This window comes from Pseudomonas sp. NPDC089428 (assembly GCF_044749325.1).
Classification (GTDB): Bacteria; Pseudomonadota; Gammaproteobacteria; order Pseudomonadales; family Pseudomonadaceae; genus Aquipseudomonas.
Window position 1 is genome coordinate 219840 of the sequence record NZ_JBIVHT010000002.1, and the last position, 25376, is coordinate 245215.

Below are 25376 nucleotides of genomic sequence, written 5' to 3' on the forward strand. Positions count from 1 at the left end.
GGGTGCTCCAAAGGCATCAGGACATGTGAATCACCTGTGGGAGCGGGCTTGCCCGCGAAAGAGCCGGTAGAGCAGAAACACATTCAGACGGCATTGCGCGGCAACAACAGCCCCAACGGCAACCGTACACGCGCTTCGATCCCACCACCGGAGCGGTTGCGCAACTCGACATTGCCGCCATGCTGCGCCGCGATCCGCTTGACGATCGCCAACCCCAGCCCGGTCCCCTTGCCCCCGCGGGCACGGTCCCCGCGAATGAACGGGTTGAAGATGGTTTCCAGCTCCGATTCATCAATCCCGGTACCCCGGTCCAACACACTGAGCACCACATACGGCGCGCTCTCGTCACCGGACACATAGGCCGCCACCTCAACGCCCTTGCCTGCGTGATGCAGGGCATTGCCAATCAGGTTGCCAAGCATGCGCTTGAGCGAAACCCGACGCAGCGGGAACGGCGGAATCGGCTCCAGGCACAGGCGCACGCGCTCTTGCGGCTGGTTGTAGGGCGCCACCACTTCACGCACCAGGTCAGCCAGGTCGACCTCCTCGACCGGCTCGTCCCGCCCATCGCGGATGAAGGCGAGGAACTGGTCAAGAATCGCGTCCATGTCCTCGATATCGCGGACCATGTCGTCACTCAGCTCGCTGTCGCTGTTCAACAACGATAGCGACAGGCGCAGGCGCGTGAGCGGCGTACGCAGGTCATGGGAAACTCCCGCCAGCATCAGCTCGCGCTCACGACCGGCCTGTTCTACGTCCTCAGCCATCTGGTTGAAGGCGCGGTAAACCTCGGTCATCTCGCTGGGCGTGTCACTGATCGGCAGGCGCACGCTGCGCCCCTGGCCCACCTGCCGGGCGGCGAATACCAGGCGCTTCAAGGGTTGGTTGAGCTGACGCACGAAGATCCACGCCGAGGCGGTCGACAACAGACCGATGGCCAGGAACCAACCCAGCACGTTCCAGATCTTCTGCCCACGCAGCGGGTGCGGGTACAACGGCACCTTCAGCCAACCCGGGCCCAGGCTCGGTGCGTTCACCCACAGCGCCGGTGGCGCATGGATGCGCAGGCGCACCTCGGTGTCTTCACCCAGCTCGGCCTGCATCTGCCGCTGGTAGATCTCGCTGTATGGCCAGTGCTGCTCGCCCTCCGGCACGCCGGAACCGGTGACCCGGATCAGCCCTGCGGCTTCGGCGATCTTGTCACGGTTCTCTTCATCCGCCGCCCAATAGGCGCGCAGGGTCAGCGCCACACCGTGGCTGTACTGCCGATCGACCAGCACGTCCTCGTTCATCAGCAGATAGACCAAGGTCAGTGCCTTGGAGAACAGGACAACGATCAGCACCAGCCACAACGTGCGGGCGAAGAAGCTTTGCGGAAACCAGAGCGGTGTTTTCATCGAAGACGAAACATCATTTGCCGGCGTTTCCGTCTGGTACGAACACGTAACCTACACCCCACACCGTCTGGATGTAGCGTGGCTTGGACGGGTCCGGCTCGATCATGCGGCGCAGACGCGAGATCTGCACGTCGATGGAGCGCTCCAGGGCATCCCATTCGCGGCCACGGGCCAGGTTCATCAGCTTGTCGCGGGTCAGGGGCTCACGGGCGTGCATCACCAGTGCCTTGAGCACGGCGAACTCGCCGGTGGTGAGCATGTGCACTTCGTCGCCACGCTTGAGTTCGCGGGTCGCCAGCGACAACTCGTAGTCGCCGAAGGTGACCGACTCGTCCTCGCTGCCGGGGGCGCCCGGTACGCTCGGCGACTGGCGACGCAGCACGGCCTTGACCCGCGCCATGAGTTCGTCCGGGTTGAACGGCTTGCCCAGGTAGTCGTCGGCACCCAGCTCCAGGCCCTTGATGCGGCTGAGCTCGTCACCCTTGGCGGTGAGCATGATGATCGGGATCTGGTTGTTCTGCTGGCGCAGGCGCTTGCACGCGGACAGGCCGTCCTCGCCCGGCAGCATCAGGTCTAGCACCACCAGGTTGAACACCTCACGCTGCAGCAGGCGGTCCATCTGTTCGGTGTTGGGCACCGCGCGGGCGCGGTAGCCCTTGCTGGTGAAGAAACGTTCCAGCAGGCTGCTGAGCCCCGGATCGTCGTCGACGATGAGAATCTTTTCACCTTCAGCGGTGTTTGGGGTGCCGGTCATGAATAACTCCTCTGATATCGCCGCGCATTATGGCGTAGCCATTGCTGCACGTTGCGTGAGCATTGTTAGCAGATTTTTCCCCGGGCGCCAGTTCCGGCTGGCCGGGCGCCATCACCGCAAGCCGTTTGCGATGGGTATAATGCGCGGCTTTCATCCAGCGCCACCGGGCCGAAGGCCCACCGGCGACCCCCGTATTCACAAATGTCAGGTGGTTTACATGGACAGCATCAACAGCCGTATCGCCGAGGAACTGGGCGTACGCCCCCAGCAGGTCGAGGCGGCCGTGGGCCTGTTGGACGAAGGCTCGACCGTGCCCTTCATCGCCCGTTACCGCAAGGAAGTGACCGGTAGCCTCGACGATACCCAGCTGCGCCACCTGGAAGAGCGCCTGCGCTACCTGCGCGAACTCGACGAGCGCCGCGCCAGCATCCTGTCCAGCATCGAGGAACAGGGCAAGCTGACCCCGGAACTGGCCCGCGAGATCAAGCTGGCCGACACCAAGACCCGCCTCGAAGACCTCTACCTGCCGTACAAGCAGAAGCGCCGCACCAAGGGCCAGATCGCCCTGGAAGCCGGCCTCGGCGAGCTGGCCGACGGCCTGTTCAACGACCCGAACCTGGCGCCGGAAAGCGAAGCCGCGCGCTTCGTCGATGCCGAAAAAGGCGTGGCCGACGTCAAGGCTGCGCTGGAGGGCGCCAAATACATCCTCATGGAGCGCTTCGCCGAAGACGCCGCCCTGCTCGACAAACTGCGCAACTTCCTCAAGCAGGAATCGGTGCTCAGCGCCCGCGTGGTGGCCGGCAAGGAAGAGGAAGGCGCCAAGTTCCGCGACTACTTCGCCCATGACGAACTGCTGCGCACTGCGCCTTCGCACCGCGCCCTGGCGATCTTCCGCGGCCGTAACGAAGGCGTGCTGACCGCCTCGCTCAAGGTCGGCGAAGAGCTGCCCGGCACCCTGCACCCGTGCGAACTGATGATCGGCAACCACGTCGGCATCGAAAACCGCAACCGCCCGGCTGACAAATGGTTGGGCGAGGTGGTGCGCTGGACCTGGAAGGTCAAGCTCTATACCCACCTGGAAACCGACCTGTTCGGCGAGCTGCGCGACAATGCCGAAAGCGAGGCGATCAACGTCTTCGCCCACAACCTGCACGACCTGCTGCTGGCCGCCCCGGCCGGCCCACGTGCCACCCTGGGCTTCGACCCGGGCCTGCGCACCGGCTGCAAGATTGCCGTGGTCGATGCCACCGGCAAGTTGCTGGACCACACCACGGTCTACCCGCACGCGCCCAAGAATGACTGGGACCGCACCATCGCCATCATGGCCGCCCTGTGCGCCAAGCATTCGGTGGAGCTGATCGCCATCGGCAACGGCACCGCCAGCCGCGAGAGCGACAAGCTGGTGGCCGAACTGGTCAAGAAATACCCGGCACTGAAGATCACCAAGATCATGGTCTCCGAAGCCGGTGCTTCGGTGTACTCGGCGTCGGAACTGGCCGCCCGTGAGTTCCCGGACCTGGATGTGTCGATCCGTGGCGCCGTGTCGATCGCCCGTCGCCTGCAGGACCCGCTGGCCGAGCTGGTGAAGATCGACCCGAAATCCATCGGGGTCGGCCAGTACCAGCACGACGTCTCGCAGATCAAACTGGCCCGCGGCCTGGACGCCGTGGTCGAGGACTGCGTGAACGCCGTGGGCGTCGACGTCAACACCGCGTCGGTGGCGCTGCTGACCCGCATTTCCGGCCTGAATGCCACCCTGGCCCAGAACATCGTTGCCCACCGCGACGCCAACGGCCCGTTCGCTACCCGTGCAGCGCTGAAAAAGGTCAGCCGCCTGGGCGAGAAAACCTTCGAACAGGCTGCGGGCTTCCTGCGCGTGATGAATGGCGACAACCCGCTCGACGCTTCCGCCGTGCACCCTGAAGCCTACCCGCTGGTGCAGCGCATCGCCGCCGGCACCCAGCGCGATATTCGTTCGCTGATCGGCGACAGCAGCTTCCTCAAGCGCCTGGACCCGAAGCAGTTCACCGACGAAACCTTCGGCCTGCCGACCGTCACCGACATCCTGCAGGAACTGGACAAGCCCGGCCGCGACCCGCGCCCCGAGTTCAAGACCGCCACCTTCCAGGATGGCGTCGAGGACCTCAAGGACCTGGAGCCGGGCATGATTCTCGAGGGCGTGGTGACCAACGTCACCAACTTCGGCGCCTTCGTCGACATCGGCGTGCACCAGGACGGCCTGGTGCACATCTCGGCGCTGTCGGAAAAGTTCATCAAGGACCCTCGCGAAGCGGTCAAGGCCGGCGACGTGGTCAAGGTCAAGGTCATGGAAGTGGACATCCCGCGCAAGCGCGTCGGCCTGTCCATGCGCATGAGCGACACCCCAGGCGAAAAGGTCGAAGGCAACCGCGGTAGCAACCGTGGCAATGGCGGCAACCGCCAGCAACAGGCGCCGCGCCAGCGTGAAACCACCAGTGCAGCCCCGGCCAACAACGCCATGGCCGCGCTGTTCGCCAACGCCAAGACGCTGAAGAAGAAGTGATGGATATCCCCAAGGAACTGGTCCAAAGCGCCTACAGCCAGCTCCTTGGCTGCCGCGTGCAACGCCTGGGTACAGGCGTTGCCGAGGTGGCCCTGGCGCTCGAACCGCAGCTGCGCAACCGCGGCCAGAAGCTGCACGGCGGGGCGATCTTCAGCCTGGTGGACATCGCCATGGGCCTGGCCTGCTCGGCCAGCCACGGCTTCGACCAGCAAAGCGTGACCATCGAATGCAAGATCAACTACCTGCGCGCCGTCAGCGACGGTGAGGTGCTGTGCACGGCCCGCGTGCTGCATGCCGGGCGCCGCACCCTGGTGGTCGACGCCGACGTAGTTCAAGGCGACAAACTGGTGGCGAAAGCGCAAGGAACCTTCGCGGTTCTCTAGCTCACCAAGCTGTATATGCGGTATTTTCGGCAACAGCCGGGGCTGCGAAGCGGCCCCCAAAGTCGGCGCTGCCCACTGCCGGAACCGCGTAAACCAGGCGACAACGCCAGTTCCTTTTCCAACTACCCTTGTAGACCGTCTTTGCTACCCCCATATTGGGGCGACTGACGCGTGAAGGAATACATCTTGAGCGACCTCCTCAACCGCCGCCTGAGCCTGCTCGGCGCCAATCTCCCCCTGCTCAAGCAGTGCCTGCACGGTATTGAGCGCGAATGCCTGCGCGTGACCGACGAAGGTCGCCTGGCCCAGACCCCGCATCCGGAAGCACTGGGATCGGCGCTGACCAACGAGCAGATCACCACCGATTATTCCGAGTCGCTGCTGGAGTTCATCACCCCGGCCCTGGCCGACCCGGCCAAGGTGCTCGAAAGCCTCGAACAGACCCACCGCTTCGTCTACAGCAAACTTGGCGACGAATACCTGTGGAGCCCTTCGATGCCCTGCACGCTGCCGGCCGAGGAGGACATCCCGATTGCCGAGTACGGCACCTCGAACATCGGCAAGCTCAAGCACGTCTACCGCAAGGGCCTGGCCCTGCGCTACGGCCGCACCATGCAGTGCATCGCCGGCATTCATTACAACTTCTCGCTGCCTGAAGCGCTGTGGCCGCTGCTGCGCGATGCCGAAGGTGGCGAGCAAAGCGACCGCGACTACCAGTCCTCGGCGTACATCGCGCTGATCCGCAACTTCCGCCGCTACAGCTGGCTGCTGATGTACCTGTTCGGCGCCTCGCCGGCACTGGACAAAGGCTTCCTGCGTGGCCGCCCGCACCAGCTCGAAGAGCTGGATGCCGAAACCCTCTACCTGCCCTACGCCACCAGTCTGCGCATGAGCGACCTGGGCTACCAGAGCAACGCCCAGGCGGGCCTGACGCCCTGCTACAACAACCTCGACAGCTATACCGACAGCCTGCGCAAAGCCGTGGGAACGCCCTACCCGCCCTATGTCGAGATAGGCACTCACAAAGATGGCGAATGGGTGCAGTTGAACACCAACATCCTGCAGATCGAGAACGAGTACTACTCGAACATCCGCCCGAAGCGCGTCACCTACACCGGCGAGCGTCCGATCCAGGCCCTGACCTCGCGCGGCGTGCAGTACGTCGAAGTGCGCTGCCTGGACATCAACCCGTTCCTGCCGGTCGGCATCGACCTGACCGAGGCGCGCTTCCTCGACGCGTTCCTGCTGTTCTGCGCCCTCGAAGAGAGCCCGCAACTGGACAACGGCGAGTGCGGCCAGTGCACCAGCAACTTCCTCACCGTGGTCAAGGAAGGCCGTCGCCCGGGCCTGGAACTGCACCGTAACGGCCAGCCTGTCGGCCTGCGTGAGTGGGCCAGCGAACTGATCGGCCGCATCGGCCAGTTGGCCGACCTGCTCGACAAGGCCCAGGGTGGCGACGAACACGCCAAGGCCCTGGCGGCACAACAGGCCAAGGTTGACGACGCCTCGCTGACCCCATCGGCCCAGGTACTGGCGCGCATGACCGAGCACGACGAAACCTTCGTCCAGTTCTCCCTGCGCCAGAGCCGCCTGCACGCCGAGACTTTCCGCGAGCAGCCGCTGTCGGCCGAGCAGCAACAGGCCTTCGAGACCTTGGCTCGCGAGTCGCTGGCCAAGCAGTCCGAGCTCGAGCAGGAGGAAGTCGGTGACTTCGACCTGTTCGTCGGTGCCTACCAGGCCAGCATCCTGGCAATCAGCAACTGATGAACCGCACCGCCCCCCAGCGCAAGCCGCGCGCCAGCAGCCAGGCCAGGATCGAGGCGATCCTGGTCGCCGCACGTGAACTGCTGGCCGAACAGGGGGTGACGGGGCTTTCGATCTACAGCGTGGCCGAGCGGGCGCAGATCCCGCCGTCGTCGGTGTATCACTTCTTCGCCAGCGTGCCAGCCTTGCTGGAGGCACTGACGGCTGATGTGCACCGGGCTTTTCGCGGGGCCTTGAGCGCGCCAATCGACAGTCGCGCGTTCGCCACCTGGCACGAGCTGTCGCGGCTGATCGAGCAACGCATGCTCGACATCTACAACGAGGATGCGGCCGCGCGGCAATTGATTCTGGCCCAGCATGGGCTCAGTGAAGTGGTGCAGGCCGACCGGCAGCACGACATGGAACTGGGCGAGCTGATGCACAAGCTGTTCGACCAGCATTTCCACCTGCCGGTGATGCCGGCCGATGTGGATGTGTTTGCCCTGGCCATGGAGCTGAGCGACCGGGTGTATGCGCGCTCGGTGCAGCTGCACGAAGCAATCACCCCGCGCATGGCCGAGGAAGGCAAGCGGGTGTTCGAGGCGTACCTGGGGCTTTATCTGCCGCCGTTTCTGGCCAAGCGTTCCAGCTGAAGATTTTGGGGCCGCGTTGCGGCCCCATTCAACACCAGGCTCACAGCTTGGCGATGGACACTTCAGTCGACTTCACGAAGGCAATCACTTCGCTGCCGACCTGGAGCTCCAGCTCTTTCACGGAGCGGGTGGTGATCACCGAAGTGACGATGCCCGAAGCGGTCTGCACGTCGATCTCCGACAGTACCGGCCCTTCGAGGATTTCTTTCACGGTGCCTTTGAACTGGTTGCGGACGTTGATGGCTTTGATGGTCATGGCTTGATTCCTTCTCGTTGGCTTCAGTCTGGTAAGTGAGTGTTTCAGTGCGCCCAACGCAACTGCGTGGGCAAAGGGGCTACAGGGTCCGGCTCGGGCGGGGTGCCCGGTACCGACAGAACACGGTTGAGCACTTCGCTTTCCAGCGCAGCCAGGCGGTGCGAACCACGCGCCCTTGGCCTTGCCAGGTCTACGGTGAGGTCCAGGCCGACTTCGCCGTCTTCGATCAGGATCACCCGATCAGCGACGGCCACCGCTTCGTTGACGTCGTGGGTCACCAGCAGCACGGTAAAGCCGTGCTGACGCCACAGGCGTTCGATCAGTTGCTGCATCTCGATGCGGGTCAGCGCATCCAGCGCACCCAACGGCTCGTCCAGCAGCAGCAGACGCGGTTGGTGGATCAAGGCACGGGCCAGGGCCACGCGCTGCTTCTGACCACCGGACAACGCCGCTGGCCATTCATTGGCGCGATCAGCCAGGCCAACCGCCTCCAGCGCATCCAGTGCCCGCTGGCGCCAGTCACCACTGAGGCCCAGGCCGACGTTGTCGATCACCTTCTTCCAGGGCAGCAGGCGCGCCTCCTGGAACATCAGGCGCGTTTCCTCGCGGGCCTCGTTCAGCGGTGCGGCACCGGCCAGCAACTGGCCGGCGGTCGGCTGGTCGAGACCGGCCAGCAGGCGCAGCAAGGTGCTCTTGCCGCAACCACTGCGACCGACGATGGCAACGAATTGGCCTGCCGGGATATGCAGATCGATACCTTTCAACACTTCCCGCTGGCCGAAGGCCTTGCGCAGGCCGTTGGCGGCCAGCGGGATGCCACGCAGCAGGCGTGGCGGCTGTTCTTTGAGCACGGTCATGCGCCCTCCTTCTTTGCCACCTGGTAGGCCGGGTGCCAGCGCAGCCACACCCGTTCCAGGCCGCGAGCGGCGAGGTCGGCAAGCTTGCCAAGCACGGCGTACAGGACGATGGCCAGTACCACCACGTCGGTCTGCAGGAATTCACGGGCGTTCATGGCCAGGTAACCGATGCCGGCGTTGGCCGAAATGGTCTCGGCGACGATCAGGGTCAGCCACATGAAGCCCAGGGCGAAGCGCACGCCGACCAGGATCGATGGCAGCGCACCGGGCAGGATCACCTGGCGGAACAGGCCGAAGCCGGACAGGCCATAGCTGCGGGCCATCTCCACCAGGGCCGGGTCGACATTGCGGATGCCGTGGTAGGTGTTCAGGTAGATCGGGAACAGCGTGCCCAGCGCGACCAGGAAGATCTTCGCCGACTCGTCGATACCGAACCACAGGATCACCAGCGGAATCAGCGCCAGGTGTGGCACGTTGCGGATCATCTGCACCGAGCTGTCGAGCAGGCGTTCGCCCCAGTTCGACAGGCCGGTGATGAAGCCCAGCACCAAACCGATGCTGCCACCGATCACGAAGCCCAGCCCGGCTCGCCAGCCGCTGATGGCCAGGTGAGTCCAGATTTCACCGCTGCGTACCAGTTCGATACCGGCGCTTACCACTGCGCTCGGCGCAGGCAGGATGCGGGTCGAAAGCCAGCCGGCGCCGACCGCCAACTGCCAGGCCGCCAGCAGCAGCACCGGCAGTGCCCACGGCGCCAGGCGCTGGCTCAGTGTGGTGGAGGTTGCACGACTCATGGCCCGACCCTCAGCTCTGCGCGACGGATTTGGGCAGGATGTCGTTGGCAACCATTTCGCCGAACGGGCTCACATAGCCGCCCGTCTTGGGCTGCTCCGGGCGTTGCACATCGAGGTGCGGGAACAGCAGTTCGGCAACCCGATACGACTCTTCCAGGTGTGGATAACCGGAGAAGATGAAGGTATCGATACCCAGCTCAGCGTATTCCTTGACCCGTGCCGCCACGGTCGGGCCATCGCCGACCAGCGCGGTGCCCGCACCGCCACGCACCAGGCCGACACCGGCCCAGAGGTTGGGGCTGACTTCCAGGTTGTCGCGGTTGCCCTTGTGCAGGGCTGCCATGCGCTGCTGGCCGACCGAGTCGAACCGCGCCAGCGAAGCCTGGGCACGGGCGATGGTATCGTCGTCCAGGTGCGAGATCAGCTTGTCGGCTGCAGCCCAGGCTTCTTCGTTGGTTTCCCGCACGATCACATGCAGGCGAATGCCGAAGCGTACTTCGCGCCCCTGGGCGGCGGCTTTCTCACGCACCTGGGCGATTTTCTCGGCAACGGCACTTGGTGGCTCGCCCCAGGTCAGGTACAGCTCGACTTGCTCTGCGGCGAGGTCCTGTGCCGCTTCCGAAGAGCCACCGAAGTACAGCGGCGGGCGCGGTTGCTGGATCGGCGGGTAGAGCAGCTTGGCGCCCTTCACCTGGATGTGCTTGCCGTCGTAGTCGACGGTTTCACCTTCGAGCACCTTGCGCCAGATGCGGGTGAACTCGACCGAGGCTTCGTAGCGCTCCTGGTGGTTCAGGTGCAGGCCGTCGCCGGCCAGTTCATCCGGGTCGCCTCCGGTCACCAGGTTGAACAGCGCGCGGCCGTTGGACAGCCGATCGAGGGTAGCGGCTTGGCGTGCGGCCACGGTCGGCGAAATGATGCCTGGGCGCAGCGCCACCAGAAACTTCAGCCGCTGGGTCACCGGGATCAGCGACGCTGCCACCAGCCAGGAGTCCTCGCAGGAACGCCCGGTAGGAATCAGCACCCCCCCGAAACCAAGGCGGTCGGCGGCCTGGGCGATCTGTTGCAGGTAACCGTGATCGACCGCGCGAGCACCGTCGGAAGTGCCCAGGTACTTGCCGTCACCGTGGGTAGGGAGGAACCAGAAAATGTTAAGGCTCATTGGAGTTGTCTCCTCAAGGGTGGCTCAGGCCGAGGCGGCGCCCCGGCGCAGGCGAATCAATCAAGGCGCAGTGGCGACCTTGGCCGGGGGTGTCCAGATCACGTCCTTGATGCTCAGCGGCTTGGGAATCAGCTTGAGCGCCTGGAAGGTGTCGGCAATCTTCTGTTGAGCAGCCACCACTTGCGGGGTGAGCGGCTGAGCACCGTAGCCTTGGCGTTTAACCGAGGTCAGGGTGATGTCGGCTGGCAGGCCGAGCAGTGGCGCGACCTGATCGGTGACTTCCTGCGGGTTGGCCTGGGACCACTTGCCCACGGCACGTACTTCGTCGATCAGGGTGCTGATCACTGCCGGGTGCTGGGTGGCGTAGTTGCGGGTAGCCAGATAGAACTGGTGGTTGTCGACCAGATCCTTGCCGTCACGCAGGGTACGGGCCTGCAGCTGTTGCTCGGCGGCAGCCTGGTACGGATCCCAGATCACCCAGGCATCGACGCTGCCACGCTCGAAGGCGGCGCGGGCATCGGCAGGTGGCAGGTAGACGGGCTGGATGTCGCTGTACTTGAGGCCGGCGTCTTCCAGGGCACGGACCAGCAGGTAGTGAACGTTGGAGCCTTTGTTGAGGGCGACTTTCTTGCCTTTGAGTTCCTTCACCGACTGAATCGGCGAGCCCTTCGGCACGAGGATGGCTTCGCTGTGCGGCGCCGGTGGCTCGTAGGCAACGTAAAGCAGGTCAGCACCAGCAGCCTGGGCGAACACAGGCGGCGTTTCGCCGGTGACGCCGAAGTCAATCGAGCCGACGTTCAGCCCTTCGAGCAGTTGCGGCCCGCCGGGGAATTCGGTCCACTGCACTTGCACGCCCTGCTCGGCCAGGCGCTTCTCCAGCGTGCCCTTGGCCTTGAGCAGCACCAGGGTGCCGTATTTCTGGTAGCCGATACGCAGGCTCTCGGCCTGGGCTTGAGTGATGGCGCCGAAGGACACAGCCGCCGCAAACAGGGCGACCAGACCACGACGCAAGAAGACTGGGCGCATGGCGCTCTCCTGTGCGTTTGAGGTTCGGGTTGCACCTGCTTGCCTCGTTGGCGGGCGAGTAAGGTGGTGGAGCGATGGCTAGGCCGGTCAGTGGTTTCGGCGTTGCCTTGTGTTCTGTTGGAGTGACATTAACAGGCTGTTCATATATCTAGAAATCATATTTTTTCATTTGTTTATTCATTTTTAGCCTATAGATTTTGAGGGCCCTTTCTCGGGCAAGCCCGCTCCCACAGGCTCGGCACAGAGCCTGTAGGCTGTGGGAGGAGCTTGCCCGCGACCGAAGCCACCACTTTTCCTGCAGGCATAAAAAAGGGCCGTCGAAACGGCCCGAAAATCCCTGCTATGGCTAAGAGCAATGCAACGAGGAATTCATCAACGGTTAGGTTGCGGGGTCAGCCGCAGATAGGGCTTCACCGCCCGATAACCTTTCGGGAAGCGCTGCTTGATCTCGTCTTCGTCCTTCAGCGAAGGAACGATCACCACCTCGTCGCCGTCCTGCCAGTTACCTGGTGTGGCGACCTTGTGGTTGTCGGTGAGCTGCAGCGAATCGATCACCCGCAGGATCTCGTTGAAGTTGCGCCCGGTACTGGCCGGATAGGTGATGGTCAGGCGCACCTTCTTGTTCGGGTCGATAACGAACAGCGAGCGTACGGTGAGGGTATCGCTGGCATTGGGGTGAATCAGGTCGTACAGGTCGGATACCTTGCGGTCGGCGTCGGCGATGATCGGGAAGTTGACCACAGTGTTCTGGGTCTCGTTGATGTCCTCGATCCACTTGTGGTGCGAGTCGACCGGGTCGACCGACAGGGCGATGGCCTTCACGCCGCGCTTGGCGAAGTCGTCCTTGAGCTTGGCGGTCAGGCCCAGTTCGGTGGTGCACACCGGGGTGAAGTCCGCCGGGTGGGAAAACAGCACACCCCAGCTGTTGCCCAGCCACTCGTGGAAGCGGATCTTGCCTTCGCTGGATTCCTGCTCGAAGTCGGGGGCGATGTCGCCGAGTTTGAGGCTCATGGGGTGCGGCTCCTGTGCTGTGTGCTGTCTGATGGGTTCAATGTGCCTGCATTCGATGAGAAACAAAAAGAATAAATAACGATTTATTTATAACTTTTACGCATACGAAATCGCGGCCACAAAAAAGCCTCGCACTAGGCGAGGCTTTCTGTGTGGCTACGGCTTACAGGAAGCTGTAAGTGTAGTTCACGATGAAGCGAGTCTGGTCCTGGTCGGCGCTGGCTTCGTTGCTACCACCACGGTAGACGCCCTGACGCAGGCTGAAGCCCAGGCCCTTGAGGGTGCCTTCCTGAATGGTGTAGTCGACGCGTGCGTCACGTTCCCATTCGTTGTAGGTGCCATGACCGCTCTTGTAACGAATGTCGTCACCGCGCAGGTAGGCAACCGAAGCCTTCAGGCCCGGTACACCCAGCGAGGCGAAGTCATAGGAGTACTGGCCGAAGTTGGTGTTTTCACCAGCACGGGCGAACTGGTTGATCATGCTGTCGGTGAACAGGTAGAAGCTCGAACCGCCAGCACCTTCTGGGCGGCCATTGCCATCAACCACGTTACCCTGGTTCAGCCAGACGAAACCGCCGTCATCGCTGACTTGCTGGCGACCCAGCATGAGCGCATGGCCACCGAGGGTATAGGTGAACATGGCAGTCCAGGTCTTGTTATCGACCTTGCCAGTGTTCTTGGCATAACCACCGTTGTTGTTGAAGTTGTAGCCGCCACCGTGGCCGTTATTACCATCGCTGCTGCTGTCGAAATAGCGCAGGTCGGTCTTGAACGACTGGTTGTCAGCGATCTTGAAGACGTGGGTTGCACCCAGGAAGTGCTGCTTGTAGAAGTCTTCCAGGTTCGAGTAGTAGTACTGCAGGGTCAGGTCTGGAGTGAGCTTGTAGTCCAGGCCACCGTAGCGGAACTTGTTGCTGTCGGCAGTGGCGCCAGCGACCGACAGGCCGGTGCGGTTGCTCGAAGCACGGCCCATGGCGTGGGTCAGCTGACCGGCATTGACGGTCAGGTTGTCGATTTCCTTCGACTGGATGGTGCCGCCTTCGAAGGTTTGTGGCAGCAGACGACCGTCGTTGGCAACCAGGATCGGCAGGTTCGGCGCCAGGGCGCTACCGAAGTGAACCTCGGTCTTGGAGAAGCGGGCCTTGGCGTTGGCACCGAAGCGTGCCCACTGGTCTACGGCCGAACCGTCGCTATCGCTTGGGAAGAAGGTGCCGACATCAGGGTGGTGGCCTTTGCCGCCATCCAGGTGAATACCCCACAGTGCCTGGGCGTCGACACCAAAGCCAACGGTGCCTGGCGTGAAACCGGAGATGTAGTCGAGCTTGAAGCCCTGACCCGATTCACGGTTGTCGGCGCCGCCATCACGGTTGTCGTTGTTGAAGTACATGGTGCGCGAGCTCAGCGCGAGTTTGCTGTCTTCAACGAAACCGGCGGCACCTGCTGCTTGGGCGAAAACCCCCACTGCCACGGCCAGAGCCAGGCTGGACTTGTACATGTTTTGCTCCTCTACGTTCTAATTCTTGTGTATCTCTGGCGGCAGGATCTGTTGCCCTGCTCAACCGTGGATGGGCGATTAGCCCCAAAGCGTGACCATTAAGTCAATCGTTTCTAAACGTTTCTCGACTTTGGTCTAAGACGCCCCCTGCGCTACAGGATAATGACAATCCTATAAATCCAAAATGACCGTTTTATGAATTCGTAAGATTTTTAAGGAATATGGTAGGAACCTTTACTGCCAAAAGTTGTATCGGCGCCGTCAATCATACCTTTAGGTTATTTGCAAACGTTTGCCGACCGACAGCTACTCACTTCGCCTGTGAGGGAAAAATAGACTAGCAGCGAATCGCGGTTACGCCAGCCACCCTTACGGGCTTTACAGCGTTAAAGCGTTTGGCTCCTAAGCTAATTCTAAAAAGTTATTTATTTTTGATTTCTTAGATCATCTAGTCTTCTCGCCATCCAATACATCCATTGCCTGACGAGAGGTTCACCATGATCCCGCATGCTCCGCTGCGCCTGTTCGCCGCCCTGACCCTCGCCAGCGCCAGCTGGCTGGCCCAGGCCGCGGACCTGACCGTTGCCTACCAGACCACGGTCGACCCGGCCAAGGTGGCCCAGGTCGATGGCAACTACGAAAAAGCCAGCAAGGCCAGCATCGACTGGCGCAAGTTCGATAACGGCGCCGACGTGATCACCGCCGTGGCCAGCGGCGACGTGCAGATCGGCTACCTCGGTTCCAGTCCGCTGGCTGCCGCCGCCACCCGCAAACTGCCTGTCGAGACCTTCCTCATCGCCACTCAGATCGGTGCCGGCGAGGCCCTGGTCGCCCGCGACAGCATCAAGACCCCGCAGGACCTGATCGGCAAGAAAGTCGCCGTGCCGTTCGTTTCCACCGGCCACTACAGCCTGCTGGCCGCGCTGAAAAACTGGAACATCGACCCGTCCAAGGTGCAGATCCTCAACCTTGCGCCACCGGCGATCATCGCCGCCTGGAAGCGCGGCGACATCGATGCCACCTACGTCTGGGACCCGGCCCTGGGCGTGGCCAAGGAAAACGGCAAGGTGCTGATCACCTCGGGTGAACTGGCCGAAAAAGGCGCACCGACCTTCGATGCCTGGATCGTGCGCAAGGACTTCGCCGCCAAGCACCCGGACGTGGTCAAGGCCTTCGCCAAGGTCACCCTCGACGCCTACGCCGACTACCGCAAGGACCCACAAGCCTGGCTGGCCAACCAGGACAACGTGGCCAAGCTGGCCAAGCTGTCCGGCGCCAAACCGGCTGATATCCCGGTGCTGCTACAGGGCAACGTGTACCCGCTGGCCGCAGACCAGGCCAAGGAACTGGGCGCGCCAACCACCCAGGCGCTGACCGACACGGCCACCTTCCTCAAGCAGCAGGGCAAAGTCGAAGCGGTACTGCCGGACTACTCGCCGTACGTCAGCGCCCAGTACATCCCCAACTAAGACAGCAATCGCACGGAGCCTGCCATGGCCTTGCTCGAACTGGAGCGCATCAGCGCACAGTACCCCGGCGCCACCGCCCCGGTGCTGGCCGACATCAACCTGAGCCTGGGGCCACGCCAGTTGCTGGTGGCCCTGGGGCCATCCGGCAGTGGCAAGACCTCGCTGCTGAACCTGATCGCCGGCTTCGTCGCCCCCAGCGCCGGGCGCATCACCCTCGACGGGGTACCGGTACAGGGCCCGGGTGCCGAGCGTGGCGTGGTGTTCCAAGATGACGCCCTGCTGCCATGGCAGAACGTGCTGGGCAACGTTGCCTTCGGCCTGGAACTGGCCGGAGTGCCCCGCGCCCAGCGTGAGGCCAAAGCCCGCGAGATGCTGGCCCTGGTCGACCTCGACGGCTTCGGCGAGCGGCGCATCTGGCAGCTGTCCGGCGGCCAGAAACAGCGCGTGGGCCTGGCCCGGGCACTGGCTGCCAACCCACGGGTGCTGTTGATGGACGAGCCGTTCGGCGCCCTCGACGCCTTCACCCGTGAGCAGATGCAGGAGTTGCTGCTGCAGGTCTGGCAGCGCACCGCCAAACCGGTGTTTCTGATTACCCACGACATCGAGGAAGCCGTGTTCCTCGCCAGCGAGCTGGTACTGCTGGCGCCCAACCCCGGCCGCGTGGTCGAGCGCCTGCAACTGGACTTCGGCCAGCGCTATGCAGCTGGCGAGTCGGCCCGGGCGATCAAGTCCGACCCACGCTTCATCGAAACCCGCGAGCATGTCCTGGCCCGCGTGTTCTCCCAACGCCAAAGCCTGCAGGAGCGCGCATGAGCAGCCTGGATCTGCCGGTCGCCGGCAAACGCGACGACCACTCGCGGCCCGCCCCCCAGGTGCGCCGCCCATTGTCCACCCGCTGGATCAGCACCCTGACCCTGGCCAGCCTGCTGCTCGCCTGGTGGCTGGTGACGGCCGCCGGCTGGATCGAGCCGCTGTTCCTGCCCTCGCCGGGCGACATCCTGGCCAAGGCCTGGACCCTGCTTACCCAGGGCTACATGGACGCCAGCCTGTGGCAGCACCTGGGCGCCAGCCTGGGCCGTATCGGCCTTGCACTGGCCGCCGCGACCCTGACTGCCATCCCGGTCGGCATCGCCATCGGCTACAACCGCGTGGCCCGCGGCATCCTCGACCCGCTGATCGAGTTCTACCGGCCGATCCCGCCGCTGGCCTACCTGCCACTGATCGTCATCTGGTGCGGCATCGGCGAGCTGTCCAAGGTGCTGCTGATCTACCTGGCGATCTTCGCCCCGATCGCCATCGCCACGGCCACCGGCGTGCGCACCGTCGACCCGGCCAAGCTGCGTGCGGCGCAATCGCTGGGCGCAACCCGGGGGCAGCTGATCCGCCACGTGATCCTGCCCAGTGCCCTGCCCGACATCCTGACCGGCGTGCGCATCGGCCTCGGCGTCGGCTGGTCGACCCTGGTCGCCGCCGAACTGATCGCTGCCACCAGCGGCCTGGGCTTCATGGTGCAGTCGGCGGCGCAGTTCCTGGTCACCGACGTGGTGGTGCTGGGCATCCTGCTGATCGCCCTTATCGCCTTCGCCCTGGAGATGGGCCTGCGCGCCCTGCAACGCAAGCTGGTGCCCTGGCACGGGCAGAGCCACTGAATTCCTGTTGACCACGCCAGCAGCCTGGCGCCTGATTGAAGAGACCGACATGAGCCTGACCATCACTCCCCTCAGCCCGGCGCTCGGCGCGCAGATCAGCGGCGTGGACATCAGCCGTGACATCACCGCCGAACAGCGCGATGCCATCGAACAAGCGCTGCTCCAGCACCAGGTGCTGTTCTTCCGCGACCAGCCGATCAATCCGCAGCAACAGGCACGTTTCGCCGCCCGTTTCGGCGACCTGCACATCCACCCGATCTACCCCAACGTGCCAGAGACGCCGCAGGTGCTGATCCTCGACACGGCGGTGACCGATGTGCGCGACAACGCGGTGTGGCACACCGACGTGACCTTCCTGCCGACCCCGGCGCTGGGTGCGGTACTCAGCGCCAAGCAGTTGCCCGCCTATGGTGGCGATACCCTGTGGGCCAGCGGTATCGCGGCGTTCGAGGCCTTGTCGGCGCCGCTGCGCGAGATGCTCGATGGCCTGACCGCCACCCATGACTTCACCAAGTCGTTCCCGCTGGAGCGCTTTGGCACCACGGCCGAAGACCTGGCCCGCTGGGAAGCGACCCGGCGCAACAACCCGCCGTTGTCGCACCCGGTGGTGCGCACACATCCGGTAAGCGGGCGCAAGGCGTTGTTCGTCAATGAAGGGTTCACCACGCGCATCAATGAATTGAGCGAGCTGGAGAGCGAGGCGCTGCTGAAGCTGCTGTTCGCCCATGCGACGCGGCCGGAGTTCAGCATTCGCTGGCGTTGGCAGGAGAATGACGTGGCGTTCTGGGACAACCGCGTGACCCAGCACTTTGCAGTGGATGACTACCGGCCCAACCGGCGGGTGATGCACCGGGCGACCATCCTTGGGGATGCACCGTTCTGAAGTGTTTTCCAGTACCGGCCTCTTCGCGGGCTTGCCCGCGAAGAGCCCAGCGATCATCTAGCGGACCAGGTGCAAGAACTGCATGTGCCGTTCGTACTGGTCGAGGATGTCGTTGATGATCTGCTCCTTGCTGTAGCCCACCAGGTCATAGTTCTGGCTGCCTTCGCTCAGGTGCACCTCGGCCCGGTAGTAACGGCGGTTCTTCAACTCCTGGGTACCCAACCCACCCAGTGCGAACGATGGCGTGAAGTAGCCGCGCATCTGCACCTGGTAGATGAACGGCTGCTCCTCGCCATGGCCAACCTTCAGGCTGACATTGTCATGGCTCGGGTCGTCCTGGGTCACCAGCACCAACCCCTTCTGCTCGAACACCTCGCGCACTTCGGCAATCGCCGGGCGCACCACATCATCCATGAAGCGGTACACCTCATCGCGCGACGGGAAGTGCACGGCCTGGCTCAGGCGCTGACGCCAGCCGCCACGGCCACGGCGTGACTGGGCGAACGGCGCCAGCGAGTGCATCTGCGCAATCTGCCGCTGGCTCTCCAGGTAGAAGGCCTTGTGCAGCCCCCACATCATGCACAGCAGAATCAGCGAGAACGGCAGCGAAGTCAGCACCACCGCCGACTTCAGCGAGTCGATGCTGCCCGCGAACAGCAGGCCGCTGGTGATCAGCGCAGTCATCGCGCCCCAGAAGATGCGCAACCAGTTCGGCCCGTCTTCGTCAGCACCTCCGCCCTTGGCGGACAGGGTCGACAACACCACTGTGCCGGAGTCAGCCGAGGTGACGAAGAACACGAAGCTGATGAACACCGTCACGGCGATCACCGCCTTGCTCCACGGGTAGGTTTCCAGCAGCAGATACAGGCTCATCGACGGGTTGTCCAACGCCGACTGGCCGAGCGCGGTCATGCCGTGGTTGATGACCTGGTCCAGCGCGCTGTTGCCGAAAATCGACATCCACGCCAGGGTGAAGCCCAGCGGGATCAGCAACACGCCGAAGACGAACTCACGGATGGTGCGGCCGCGCGAGATACGCGCGATGAACAAGCCCACGAACGGCGCCCAGGCAATCCACCAGGCCCAGTAGAACACCGTCCAGCCACCCAGCCAGTCACGTTGCTCGCCATAGGCGTAAACGTCGAAGCTCTTGCGCGGCAAGGCGCCGAGGTAATCGCCGAGGTTCTGGATCAGGGTATTGAACAGGTGCTGAGTGGGTCCGGCGAACAGCACGAACAGCAGCAGCGCGCAGGCCAGGAACAGGTTGATGTCGCTCATCACCCGCACGCCCTTTTCCACCCCCGCCACGGCTACCGCCACTGCCGCGCCCATCATCAGCGCGATGAGGATCACCTGCACCCACTGGCTGTGGCTGATGCCGAACAGATAGTCGAGGCCGGCATTCAGGTGCAGTACCCCAAAGCCCATGTCGGCGCCCAGGCCGAACACCGTGGCGATGATGCCGAATCCATCCACGGCATAACCGATCGGGCCGTTGATGCGTTTGCCGATCAGCGGATACAGCGCCGAACGCAAGGCCAGCGGCAGGTTATGCCGGTAGGCGAAGTAGGCCAGGGCCATGCCGACGAAGGCGAACACGCCCCAGCCATGCAGGCCCCAGTGCAGGAACAGGATCTCCATCGCCTGGCGCCCGGCCTCGGCCGTGCCCCCTTCGCCCTGGGGCGGGGTGAGCATGTGGGTCAGCGGTTCGGACACGCAGAAGAAGAACAGCGTGATGCTGATGCCGGCGGCGAACAGCATGCCGGCCCATGACAGGTAACTGAACTCGGGCTCGTCGTGGTCGGCACCCAGCTTGATCTTGCCGTAGCCGGACAACGCAGTGACCACCACGAACACCAGGTACAAGGTCATGGCCAGCATGTAGTACCAACCGACCGTGTTGGCCGCCCAGTTCTGCGCCGCCAGCAGCCACTCGCCGGACGCCTGCGGGAACAGGATGACCACCAGGCCGAACAGGAGAATGAAACTTGCCGCGAAGTAGAACACCGGCGGGTTCATGCGGATCTTGCCAGTGGCAAGGGATGGGGACGGTGCACTCATGAAACAGGCACCTCGTCGATCGACGTGAGGTTCGGAATGAACGGGTTCAGCAAAGGAATCCTCCTGTTGAACACCGGCAGCGGACCAGCGTTTTTCATTGAACAAGCGTTCAAGTTAAACATGGATCGGCTTTCAATGCGAACCGGGGCGCCGATTGGCGCCCTCCTGTTCCGGCCCTTTAGCGGGCAAGCCCGCTCCCACAGGGGCATCACAAATCTTGAACTCTGCGAGTCACTGTGGGGGCGGGCTTGCCCGTGAACAGGCCGGAACAGGTATAGGTCAGTTCTTGTCCTGGCAATCCAGCTGCAGGTTGGCCTGGGTGATGTTGCTTTCGGCCGGCACGCTGCGGGTCAGCCAGACATTGCCGCCAATGGTCGAGCCTTTGCCGATGGTGATCCGCCCCAGGATCGTCGCCCCGGCATAGATCACCACGTCGTCCTCGACGATCGGGTGGCGCGCCAGCCCTTTGTGCAACGTCCCCGACTCGTCGCTTGGGAAGCGCTTGGCACCCAGGGTAACCGCCTGATAGATGCGCACCCGCTCACCGATGATCGCGGTTTCGCCAATCACCACGCCGGTACCGTGGTCGATGAAGAAGCTCTGGCCGATCTGCGCGCCTGGGTGAATGTCGATACCCGTGGCCGAATGCGCCAGCTCCGAGCTGATCCGCGCCAGCAGCGGCAAGCCCGCTCGATAAAGATGGTGAGCCAGGCGGTGATGGATGATCGCCAGGATCCCCGGATAGCACAGCAATACCTCGTCTACGCTGCGCGCCGCCGGGTCGCCGTGATAGGCCGCCAGCACATCGGTATCGAGCAGCACACGAAGGCCCGGCAAGGCCGCCGCGAAGTCCTGGATCAAACGCAGGGCCTGGGCGTCGATGCCCTCCAGTTCCGCCTTGCTTTGACGCGCGGCATAACGCAGTTCCAGCCGCGCCTGCACCAGCAATGCGGTCAGCGCTGCGTCGAGGGTATGGCCGACGTAAAAGTCTTCGCTCTCTTCCCGCAGGTCTACCGGGCCCAGGCGCATCGGGAACAATGCCCCGCACAGCTGTTCGAGAATCTGCCGCATGGCCTCGCGCGAAGGCAGTTCGCGCCCGCCCTGCTCGCCGCTGCTGCGGCCATTGCGGCTGCGCCATTGCTCGCGGGCACCGCGCAGGCCGCTGACGATGCTGTGCAGTTGCCAGTGCCCAGATGAAGGTTGTTCGCTCACGCTGTTCTCCTGCCGAAGGTGGCCAATCTGTCGTTATGCAATCCACTCTACGGCAAATCCGCCCCTTGGAAAAAACAACGCTTTATTCCATCCTGCGCTATGTCGGGCATAAGCCGCGATGACGGCCGCAGTATCCTGGCCTACCCTCAAAGCAGCCAAAACCTGGCCCAGATCAAAATGGAAATAACAAAATAAGTTTTTATTATTTCCTGGCCTATGCAGCCAACTCTATAGTCGCCACCCACTACTTCAACAACAAGCGCGGGCTCTGACATGTCGAAATTCGCCAAACCGCTTCTCAACGCCAGCCTGGCCATCCTGCTGGGTGCCGGCCTGCTCGGCCAGGCCTTCGCCGGCGAGCAACTGAAGACCATCCAGGAAAAAGGCGTGATCAACGTCGGCCTTGAGGGTACCTACCCGCCGTTCAGCTTCCAGGATGAAAACGGCAAGCTGACCGGCTTCGAGGTCGAGCTGTCCGAACTGCTGGCCAAGGAGCTTGGGGTCAAGGCCAAGATCCAGCCGACCAAGTGGGACGGCATCCTTGCTGCGCTGGAGTCCAAGCGCCTGGACGTGGTGGTCAACCAGGTGACCATCTCCGAGGAGCGCAAGAAGAAGTATGACTTCTCCGAGCCCTACACCATCTCCGGCATCCAGGCACTGATCCTGAAGAAGAAGGCCGAGCAGCTGAATATCAAAAGCGCGCAAGACCTGGCCGGCAAGAAGGTCGGCGTAGGCCTGGGCACCAACTACGAGCAATGGGTCAAGCAGGACGTGCCGAAGGCTGATGTGCGCACCTATGAAGACGACCCGAGCAAGTTTGCCGACCTGCGCAACGGTCGCATCGACGCCATCCTGATCGACCGCCTGGCGGCACTGGAATACGCCCAGAAGGCCAAGGACACCCAACTGGCCGGCGATGCATTCTCGCGCCTGGAAAGCGGCGTGGCCCTGCGCAAGGGTGAGCCTGAGCTGCTGGCAGCCATCAACAAGGCCATCGACAAGCTCAAGGCCGACGGCACGCTGGCCAAGCTGTCCGAGAAATACTTCGGTGCCGATGTCACCAAATGATCGCTGAAAGCCTGCAACTCGTTGCCGACTCCACGCCCTTCCTGCTGAAGGGCGCGGGTTATACGGTGCTGCTCAGTGTTGGCGGCATGTTCTTCGGCCTGGTGCTGGGCTTTGCCCTGGCGCTGATGCGGTTGTCGAAGATCCTGCCGCTGAACTGGCTGGCCCGGGTCTATGTGTCGTTCTTCCGTGGCACGCCGCTGCTGGTGCAGCTGTTCGTGATCTACTTTGGCATGCCGCAGATCGGCATCGAACTCGACCCGATCCCGGCCTCGCTGATCGGCCTGTCACTGAACATGGCGGCCTACATCTGCGAAATCCTGCGTGCGGCGATCTCCTCGATCGACCGTGGCCAGTGGGAAGCCGCCGCCAGCATCGGCATGACCCGCACCCAGGCCATGCGCCGGGCGATCCTGCCCCAGGCCCTGCGCACCGCGCTGCCACCCCTGGGCAACAGCTTCATTTCGCTGGTCAAGGACACCGCACTGGCCGCGACCATTCAGGTGCCCGAGCTGTTCCGCCAGGCACAGCTGATCACCGCGCGCACCTTCGAAGTGTTCACCATGTACCTGGCCGTTGCAGTGATCTACTGGATCCTCTGCAGCATACTCGCGCACTTCCAGAACCGCATGGAAGCGCGGGTCAACCAGCACGACCAGGAGCAATGAGATGATCGTAGTCAAAGGCCTGACCAAGCAGTTCAAGGGCCAGACCGTACTCAACGGTATCGACCTGACCGTGCAACCCGGTGAAGTGGTGGCCATCATCGGCCCCAGTGGCTCGGGCAAGACCACCTTCCTGCGTTGCCTCAACCTGCTGGAAACCCCGGATGCCGGGCAGATCCAGATCGGCGACATCAGCATCGATGCCAACCGCCCGCTCGGCGGCCAGCAAAGTGCGATCCGCCGCCTGCGCCAGCAGGCGGGCTTCGTGTTCCAGAACTTCAACCTGTTCCCCCACCGCACGGCCCTGGAAAACGTCATCGAGGGGCCGGTGATCGTCAAGAAGACACCCCGCGAACAAGCGGTCGAACTCGGCCGGCGGCTGCTGGCCAAGGTCGGCCTGGCGGGCAAGGAAGACGCCTACCCACGGCGCCTGTCCGGCGGCCAGCAGCAGCGCGTGGCGATTGCCCGCGCGCTGGCCATGGAGCCTGAGGTGATCCTGTTCGACGAACCCACCTCGGCCCTCGACCCGGAGCTGGTTGGCGAAGTGCTGGCGACCATCCGCGGCTTGGCCGAGGAGAAGCGCACCATGATCATCGTCACCCACGAGATGAGCTTTGCCCGGGATGTCGCGAACCGGGTGATCTTCTTCGACAAGGGCGTGATCGTGGAACAGGGTGAGGCCAAGGCACTGTTTGCCAATCCGAAGGAAGAACGTACCCGGCAGTTCCTGCGCAAGTTCCTGGGAACCGCCGCTGCGCAAGACTGAAGATCCCTGCTGGGCTCTTCGCGGGCAAGCCCGCTCCCACAGGGAATTGCACAGGCTTCAAGACCTGTGCAATTCCCTGTGGGAGCGGGCTTGTTCGCGGAAAGGCCGGCACTTCTATAATTATTCCAAAAAGTTAGTTCATAAACTTTTGATAAGCCATTAGGGTATATAGACCGGACCACCGGACCAGCAAACGTTTGTCGCCATCAGCTGAAGCGACGCATCCACTTTGTGAGGTTCGGTTCTGATGACCACCCAGCCAAATACGCCATTCCACAGCGACCTCGACAGCTCGCCCCTGCTGCTGCCGGCCAAGGTACTGCGCACCGACGCCGAAGCCCTGCAAGCCGCCCGTGAGCTAGCCGCGAGCGCCCGTGAGCAGGCCGCCCGTCGTGACCAGCAACGCAAACTGCCCTGGGCAGAAATTGAACAGTTCACCCGCAGCGGCCTAGGCAGCATCAGCGTACCCAAGGCCTACGGCGGCCCGGACGTCTCGTTTGCCACCGTCGCCGAGGTGTTCCGCCTGATCAGCGCCGCCGACCCGGCTCTGGGGCAGATCCCGCAGAACCAGTTCGGCATGCTGCAACTGCTGCGCCTGACCGCCACCGAAGCCCAGCAGGCGCTGATCTTCCGCAGCGTGCTGGACGGCTGGCGCATCGGCAACGCCGGCCCCGAGCGCGGCACCAAAGACACCCTGACGCTCAAGGCCAGGATCACCCGCAGCGGCGACGGCTATCGCATCAGCGGTGAGAAGTTCTACTCCACCGGCGCACTGTTTGCCCATTGGGTGGCGGTCAAGGCCCTGGACGACGAAGGCCGCCAACGCCTGGCCTTTGTCCGCCGCGGCAGCCCGGGGCTGCGCATCGTCGACGACTGGTCCGGCTTCGGCCAACGCACCACCGCCAGCGGTACCGTGTTGCTCGACCAGGTACCGGTGGACGCCGAACTGGTCATCGATAACTGGCGCCAGCGCGATACCCCCAATATCCAGGGTGCGGCTTCGCAGCTGATCCAGGCGGCCATCGATGCCGGCATCGCCGAGGCAGCCATCGACGACGCCATCACCTTCGTCCGCGAAAAGTCCCGGCCCTGGATCGAAGCCAAGGTCGAGCGCGCCAGCGATGACCCTTACGTGATTGCCGACATCGGCCGCCTGAAGCTTGAGCTGCATGCCGCCGAGGCACTGCTGCGCAAGGCCGCGCGTGTGCTCGACGAGGTCAATGCCGGGCCGATCGATGCTGCCGCCGCCGCGCGGGCGTCGATTGCCGTGGCCGAGGCCAAGGTGCTGACCACCGAGATCTCGCTGCAGGCCAGCGAGAAGCTGTTCGAGTTGGCGGGCAGCCGCGCGAGCCTGGCCGAGTTCAACCTCGACCGCCACTGGCGCAATGCCCGGGTGCACACCCTGCACGACCCGGTGCGCTGGAAGTACCACGCAGTTGGCGCCTATCACCTCAACGGCACCCTGCCCGCCCGGCATTCCTGGATCTGATTTAAGGGCCTCGGGGGCTGCCTTGCCCCGCGTATGGGCCGCACAGC

At 63.5% G+C, this 25376-nt stretch carries 23 protein-coding genes; 12 read left to right on the top strand and 11 right to left on the bottom strand.

Annotated features, from left to right (window positions below):
• Window positions 1–83: 83 nt before the first annotated feature.
• Both ACIPZ5_RS04360 and ompR read right to left on the bottom strand, forming a co-directional pair.
• Window positions 84–1397 (bottom strand): ATP-binding protein, encoded by a 1314-nt coding sequence (locus ACIPZ5_RS04360; protein WP_261941932.1) that lies wholly within the window; start codon window positions 1395–1397, stop codon window positions 84–86.
• A gap of 13 nt (window positions 1398–1410) precedes the next feature.
• Window positions 1411–2151 carry a two-component system response regulator OmpR gene (ompR, locus tag ACIPZ5_RS04365; protein WP_261941933.1) on the bottom strand — a complete coding sequence of 247 codons (741 nt, stop codon included), beginning with the start codon at window positions 2149–2151 and terminating at the stop codon, window positions 1411–1413.
• Between the two features lie 217 nt (window positions 2152–2368).
• Here ompR and ACIPZ5_RS04370 point away from each other — a divergent pair, with 217 nt between their 5' ends.
• The 4 genes from ACIPZ5_RS04370 to ACIPZ5_RS04385 all read left to right on the top strand — a co-directional run bounded on the left by ACIPZ5_RS04370 (window position 2369) and on the right by ACIPZ5_RS04385 (window position 7472).
• Entirely contained in the window at window positions 2369–4693 is a 2325-nt protein-coding gene (locus tag ACIPZ5_RS04370) for a Tex family protein (RefSeq protein WP_343594370.1), read from the top strand.
• Window positions 4693–5076 carry a PaaI family thioesterase gene (locus ACIPZ5_RS04375; protein WP_400806910.1) on the top strand — a complete coding sequence of 128 codons (384 nt, stop codon included), beginning with the start codon at window positions 4693–4695 and terminating at the stop codon, window positions 5074–5076. Before ACIPZ5_RS04370 ends, ACIPZ5_RS04375 begins: the two co-directional genes overlap by 1 nt.
• Before the next feature lie 186 nt (window positions 5077–5262).
• The gene (gene gshA / locus ACIPZ5_RS04380; protein WP_261941936.1) at window positions 5263–6840 is read left to right on the top strand and encodes a glutamate--cysteine ligase; all 1578 of its coding nucleotides are present in this window, start codon (window positions 5263–5265) and stop codon (window positions 6838–6840) included.
• Complete coding sequence (locus ACIPZ5_RS04385) at window positions 6840–7472, top strand: TetR/AcrR family transcriptional regulator (protein ID WP_400806913.1); 633 nt, start codon at window positions 6840–6842, stop codon at window positions 7470–7472. Before gshA ends, ACIPZ5_RS04385 begins: the two co-directional genes overlap by 1 nt.
• A gap of 40 nt (window positions 7473–7512) precedes the next feature.
• Here ACIPZ5_RS04385 and ACIPZ5_RS04390 read toward each other — a convergent pair whose 3' ends face one another.
• The 7 genes from ACIPZ5_RS04390 to ACIPZ5_RS04420 all read right to left on the bottom strand — a co-directional run bounded on the left by ACIPZ5_RS04390 (window position 7513) and on the right by ACIPZ5_RS04420 (window position 14070).
• Window positions 7513–7728, bottom strand: coding sequence for a molybdopterin-binding protein (locus tag ACIPZ5_RS04390; RefSeq protein ID WP_008095172.1), 216 nt, complete (start codon window positions 7726–7728; stop codon window positions 7513–7515).
• Window positions 7729–7772: 44 nt separating this feature from the next.
• The gene (ssuB, locus tag ACIPZ5_RS04395) at window positions 7773–8585 is read right to left on the bottom strand and encodes an aliphatic sulfonates ABC transporter ATP-binding protein (protein ID WP_261941939.1); all 813 of its coding nucleotides are present in this window, start codon (window positions 8583–8585) and stop codon (window positions 7773–7775) included.
• Window positions 8582–9379 carry an aliphatic sulfonate ABC transporter permease SsuC gene (ssuC, locus tag ACIPZ5_RS04400; RefSeq protein WP_400806916.1) on the bottom strand — a complete coding sequence of 266 codons (798 nt, stop codon included), beginning with the start codon at window positions 9377–9379 and terminating at the stop codon, window positions 8582–8584. Before ssuC ends, ssuB begins: the two co-directional genes overlap by 4 nt.
• A 10-nt stretch (window positions 9380–9389) precedes the next feature.
• Entirely contained in the window at window positions 9390–10538 is a 1149-nt protein-coding gene (gene ssuD, locus ACIPZ5_RS04405; RefSeq protein WP_261941941.1) for an FMNH2-dependent alkanesulfonate monooxygenase, read from the bottom strand.
• A 60-nt stretch (window positions 10539–10598) separates the two neighbouring features.
• The gene (locus ACIPZ5_RS04410; RefSeq protein ID WP_343594373.1) at window positions 10599–11564 is read right to left on the bottom strand and encodes a sulfonate ABC transporter substrate-binding protein; all 966 of its coding nucleotides are present in this window, start codon (window positions 11562–11564) and stop codon (window positions 10599–10601) included.
• A 372-nt stretch (window positions 11565–11936) separates the two neighbouring features.
• The gene (locus tag ACIPZ5_RS04415; RefSeq protein WP_313710277.1) at window positions 11937–12575 is read right to left on the bottom strand and encodes a peroxiredoxin; all 639 of its coding nucleotides are present in this window, start codon (window positions 12573–12575) and stop codon (window positions 11937–11939) included.
• 163 nt (window positions 12576–12738) lie between these two features.
• Window positions 12739–14070 (bottom strand): OprD family outer membrane porin, encoded by a 1332-nt coding sequence (locus tag ACIPZ5_RS04420; RefSeq protein ID WP_343594374.1) that lies wholly within the window; start codon window positions 14068–14070, stop codon window positions 12739–12741.
• 497 nt (window positions 14071–14567) lie between these two features.
• On the opposite strand from ACIPZ5_RS04420, the gene tauA reads away from it, so the two are divergent.
• From tauA to tauD, 4 genes are read left to right on the top strand one after another with little or no spacing between them, the layout of a single operon-like run.
• Window positions 14568–15539: a taurine ABC transporter substrate-binding protein gene (gene tauA, locus ACIPZ5_RS04425; protein ID WP_400806922.1), complete on the top strand. Its 972-nt coding sequence runs from the start codon at window positions 14568–14570 to the stop codon at window positions 15537–15539.
• A gap of 24 nt (window positions 15540–15563) precedes the next feature.
• Window positions 15564–16352 carry a taurine ABC transporter ATP-binding subunit gene (gene tauB / locus ACIPZ5_RS04430; protein ID WP_261941946.1) on the top strand — a complete coding sequence of 263 codons (789 nt, stop codon included), beginning with the start codon at window positions 15564–15566 and terminating at the stop codon, window positions 16350–16352.
• Window positions 16349–17188, top strand: a complete 840-nt coding sequence (gene tauC, locus ACIPZ5_RS04435) for a taurine ABC transporter permease TauC (RefSeq protein WP_400806925.1) — start codon at window positions 16349–16351, stop codon at window positions 17186–17188. Before tauB ends, tauC begins: the two co-directional genes overlap by 4 nt.
• 49 nt (window positions 17189–17237) lie before the next feature.
• Entirely contained in the window at window positions 17238–18071 is an 834-nt protein-coding gene (tauD, locus tag ACIPZ5_RS04440) for a taurine dioxygenase (protein ID WP_085678699.1), read from the top strand.
• A gap of 57 nt (window positions 18072–18128) precedes the next feature.
• Here tauD and betT read toward each other — a convergent pair whose 3' ends face one another.
• Together betT and epsC are read right to left on the bottom strand one after the other, a co-directional pair.
• A complete protein-coding gene (gene betT / locus ACIPZ5_RS04445; RefSeq protein WP_343594812.1) occupies window positions 18129–20090 on the bottom strand; it encodes a choline transporter BetT in 1962 nt (653 codons plus the stop codon).
• Between the two features lie 321 nt (window positions 20091–20411).
• Window positions 20412–21344 (bottom strand): serine O-acetyltransferase EpsC, encoded by a 933-nt coding sequence (gene epsC / locus ACIPZ5_RS04450; protein WP_343594378.1) that lies wholly within the window; start codon window positions 21342–21344, stop codon window positions 20412–20414.
• A 273-nt stretch (window positions 21345–21617) separates the two neighbouring features.
• Here epsC and tcyJ point away from each other — a divergent pair, with 273 nt between their 5' ends.
• From tcyJ to ACIPZ5_RS04470, 4 genes are all read left to right on the top strand, one after another.
• Window positions 21618–22412, top strand: a complete 795-nt coding sequence (gene tcyJ, locus ACIPZ5_RS04455; protein WP_343594379.1) for a cystine ABC transporter substrate-binding protein — start codon at window positions 21618–21620, stop codon at window positions 22410–22412.
• A complete protein-coding gene (tcyL, locus tag ACIPZ5_RS04460; protein WP_027917633.1) occupies window positions 22409–23077 on the top strand; it encodes a cystine ABC transporter permease in 669 nt (222 codons plus the stop codon). The genes tcyJ and tcyL overlap by 4 nt, the downstream gene beginning before the upstream one ends.
• A gap of 1 nt (window position 23078) precedes the next feature.
• On the top strand, window positions 23079–23840 hold the full coding sequence (tcyN, locus tag ACIPZ5_RS04465; RefSeq protein ID WP_261941949.1) for an L-cystine ABC transporter ATP-binding protein TcyN: 762 nt from the start codon (window positions 23079–23081) through the stop codon (window positions 23838–23840).
• A 247-nt stretch (window positions 23841–24087) separates the two neighbouring features.
• Complete coding sequence (locus ACIPZ5_RS04470; protein ID WP_400806930.1) at window positions 24088–25329, top strand: SfnB family sulfur acquisition oxidoreductase; 1242 nt, start codon at window positions 24088–24090, stop codon at window positions 25327–25329.
• Window positions 25330–25376: the final 47 nt, after the last annotated feature.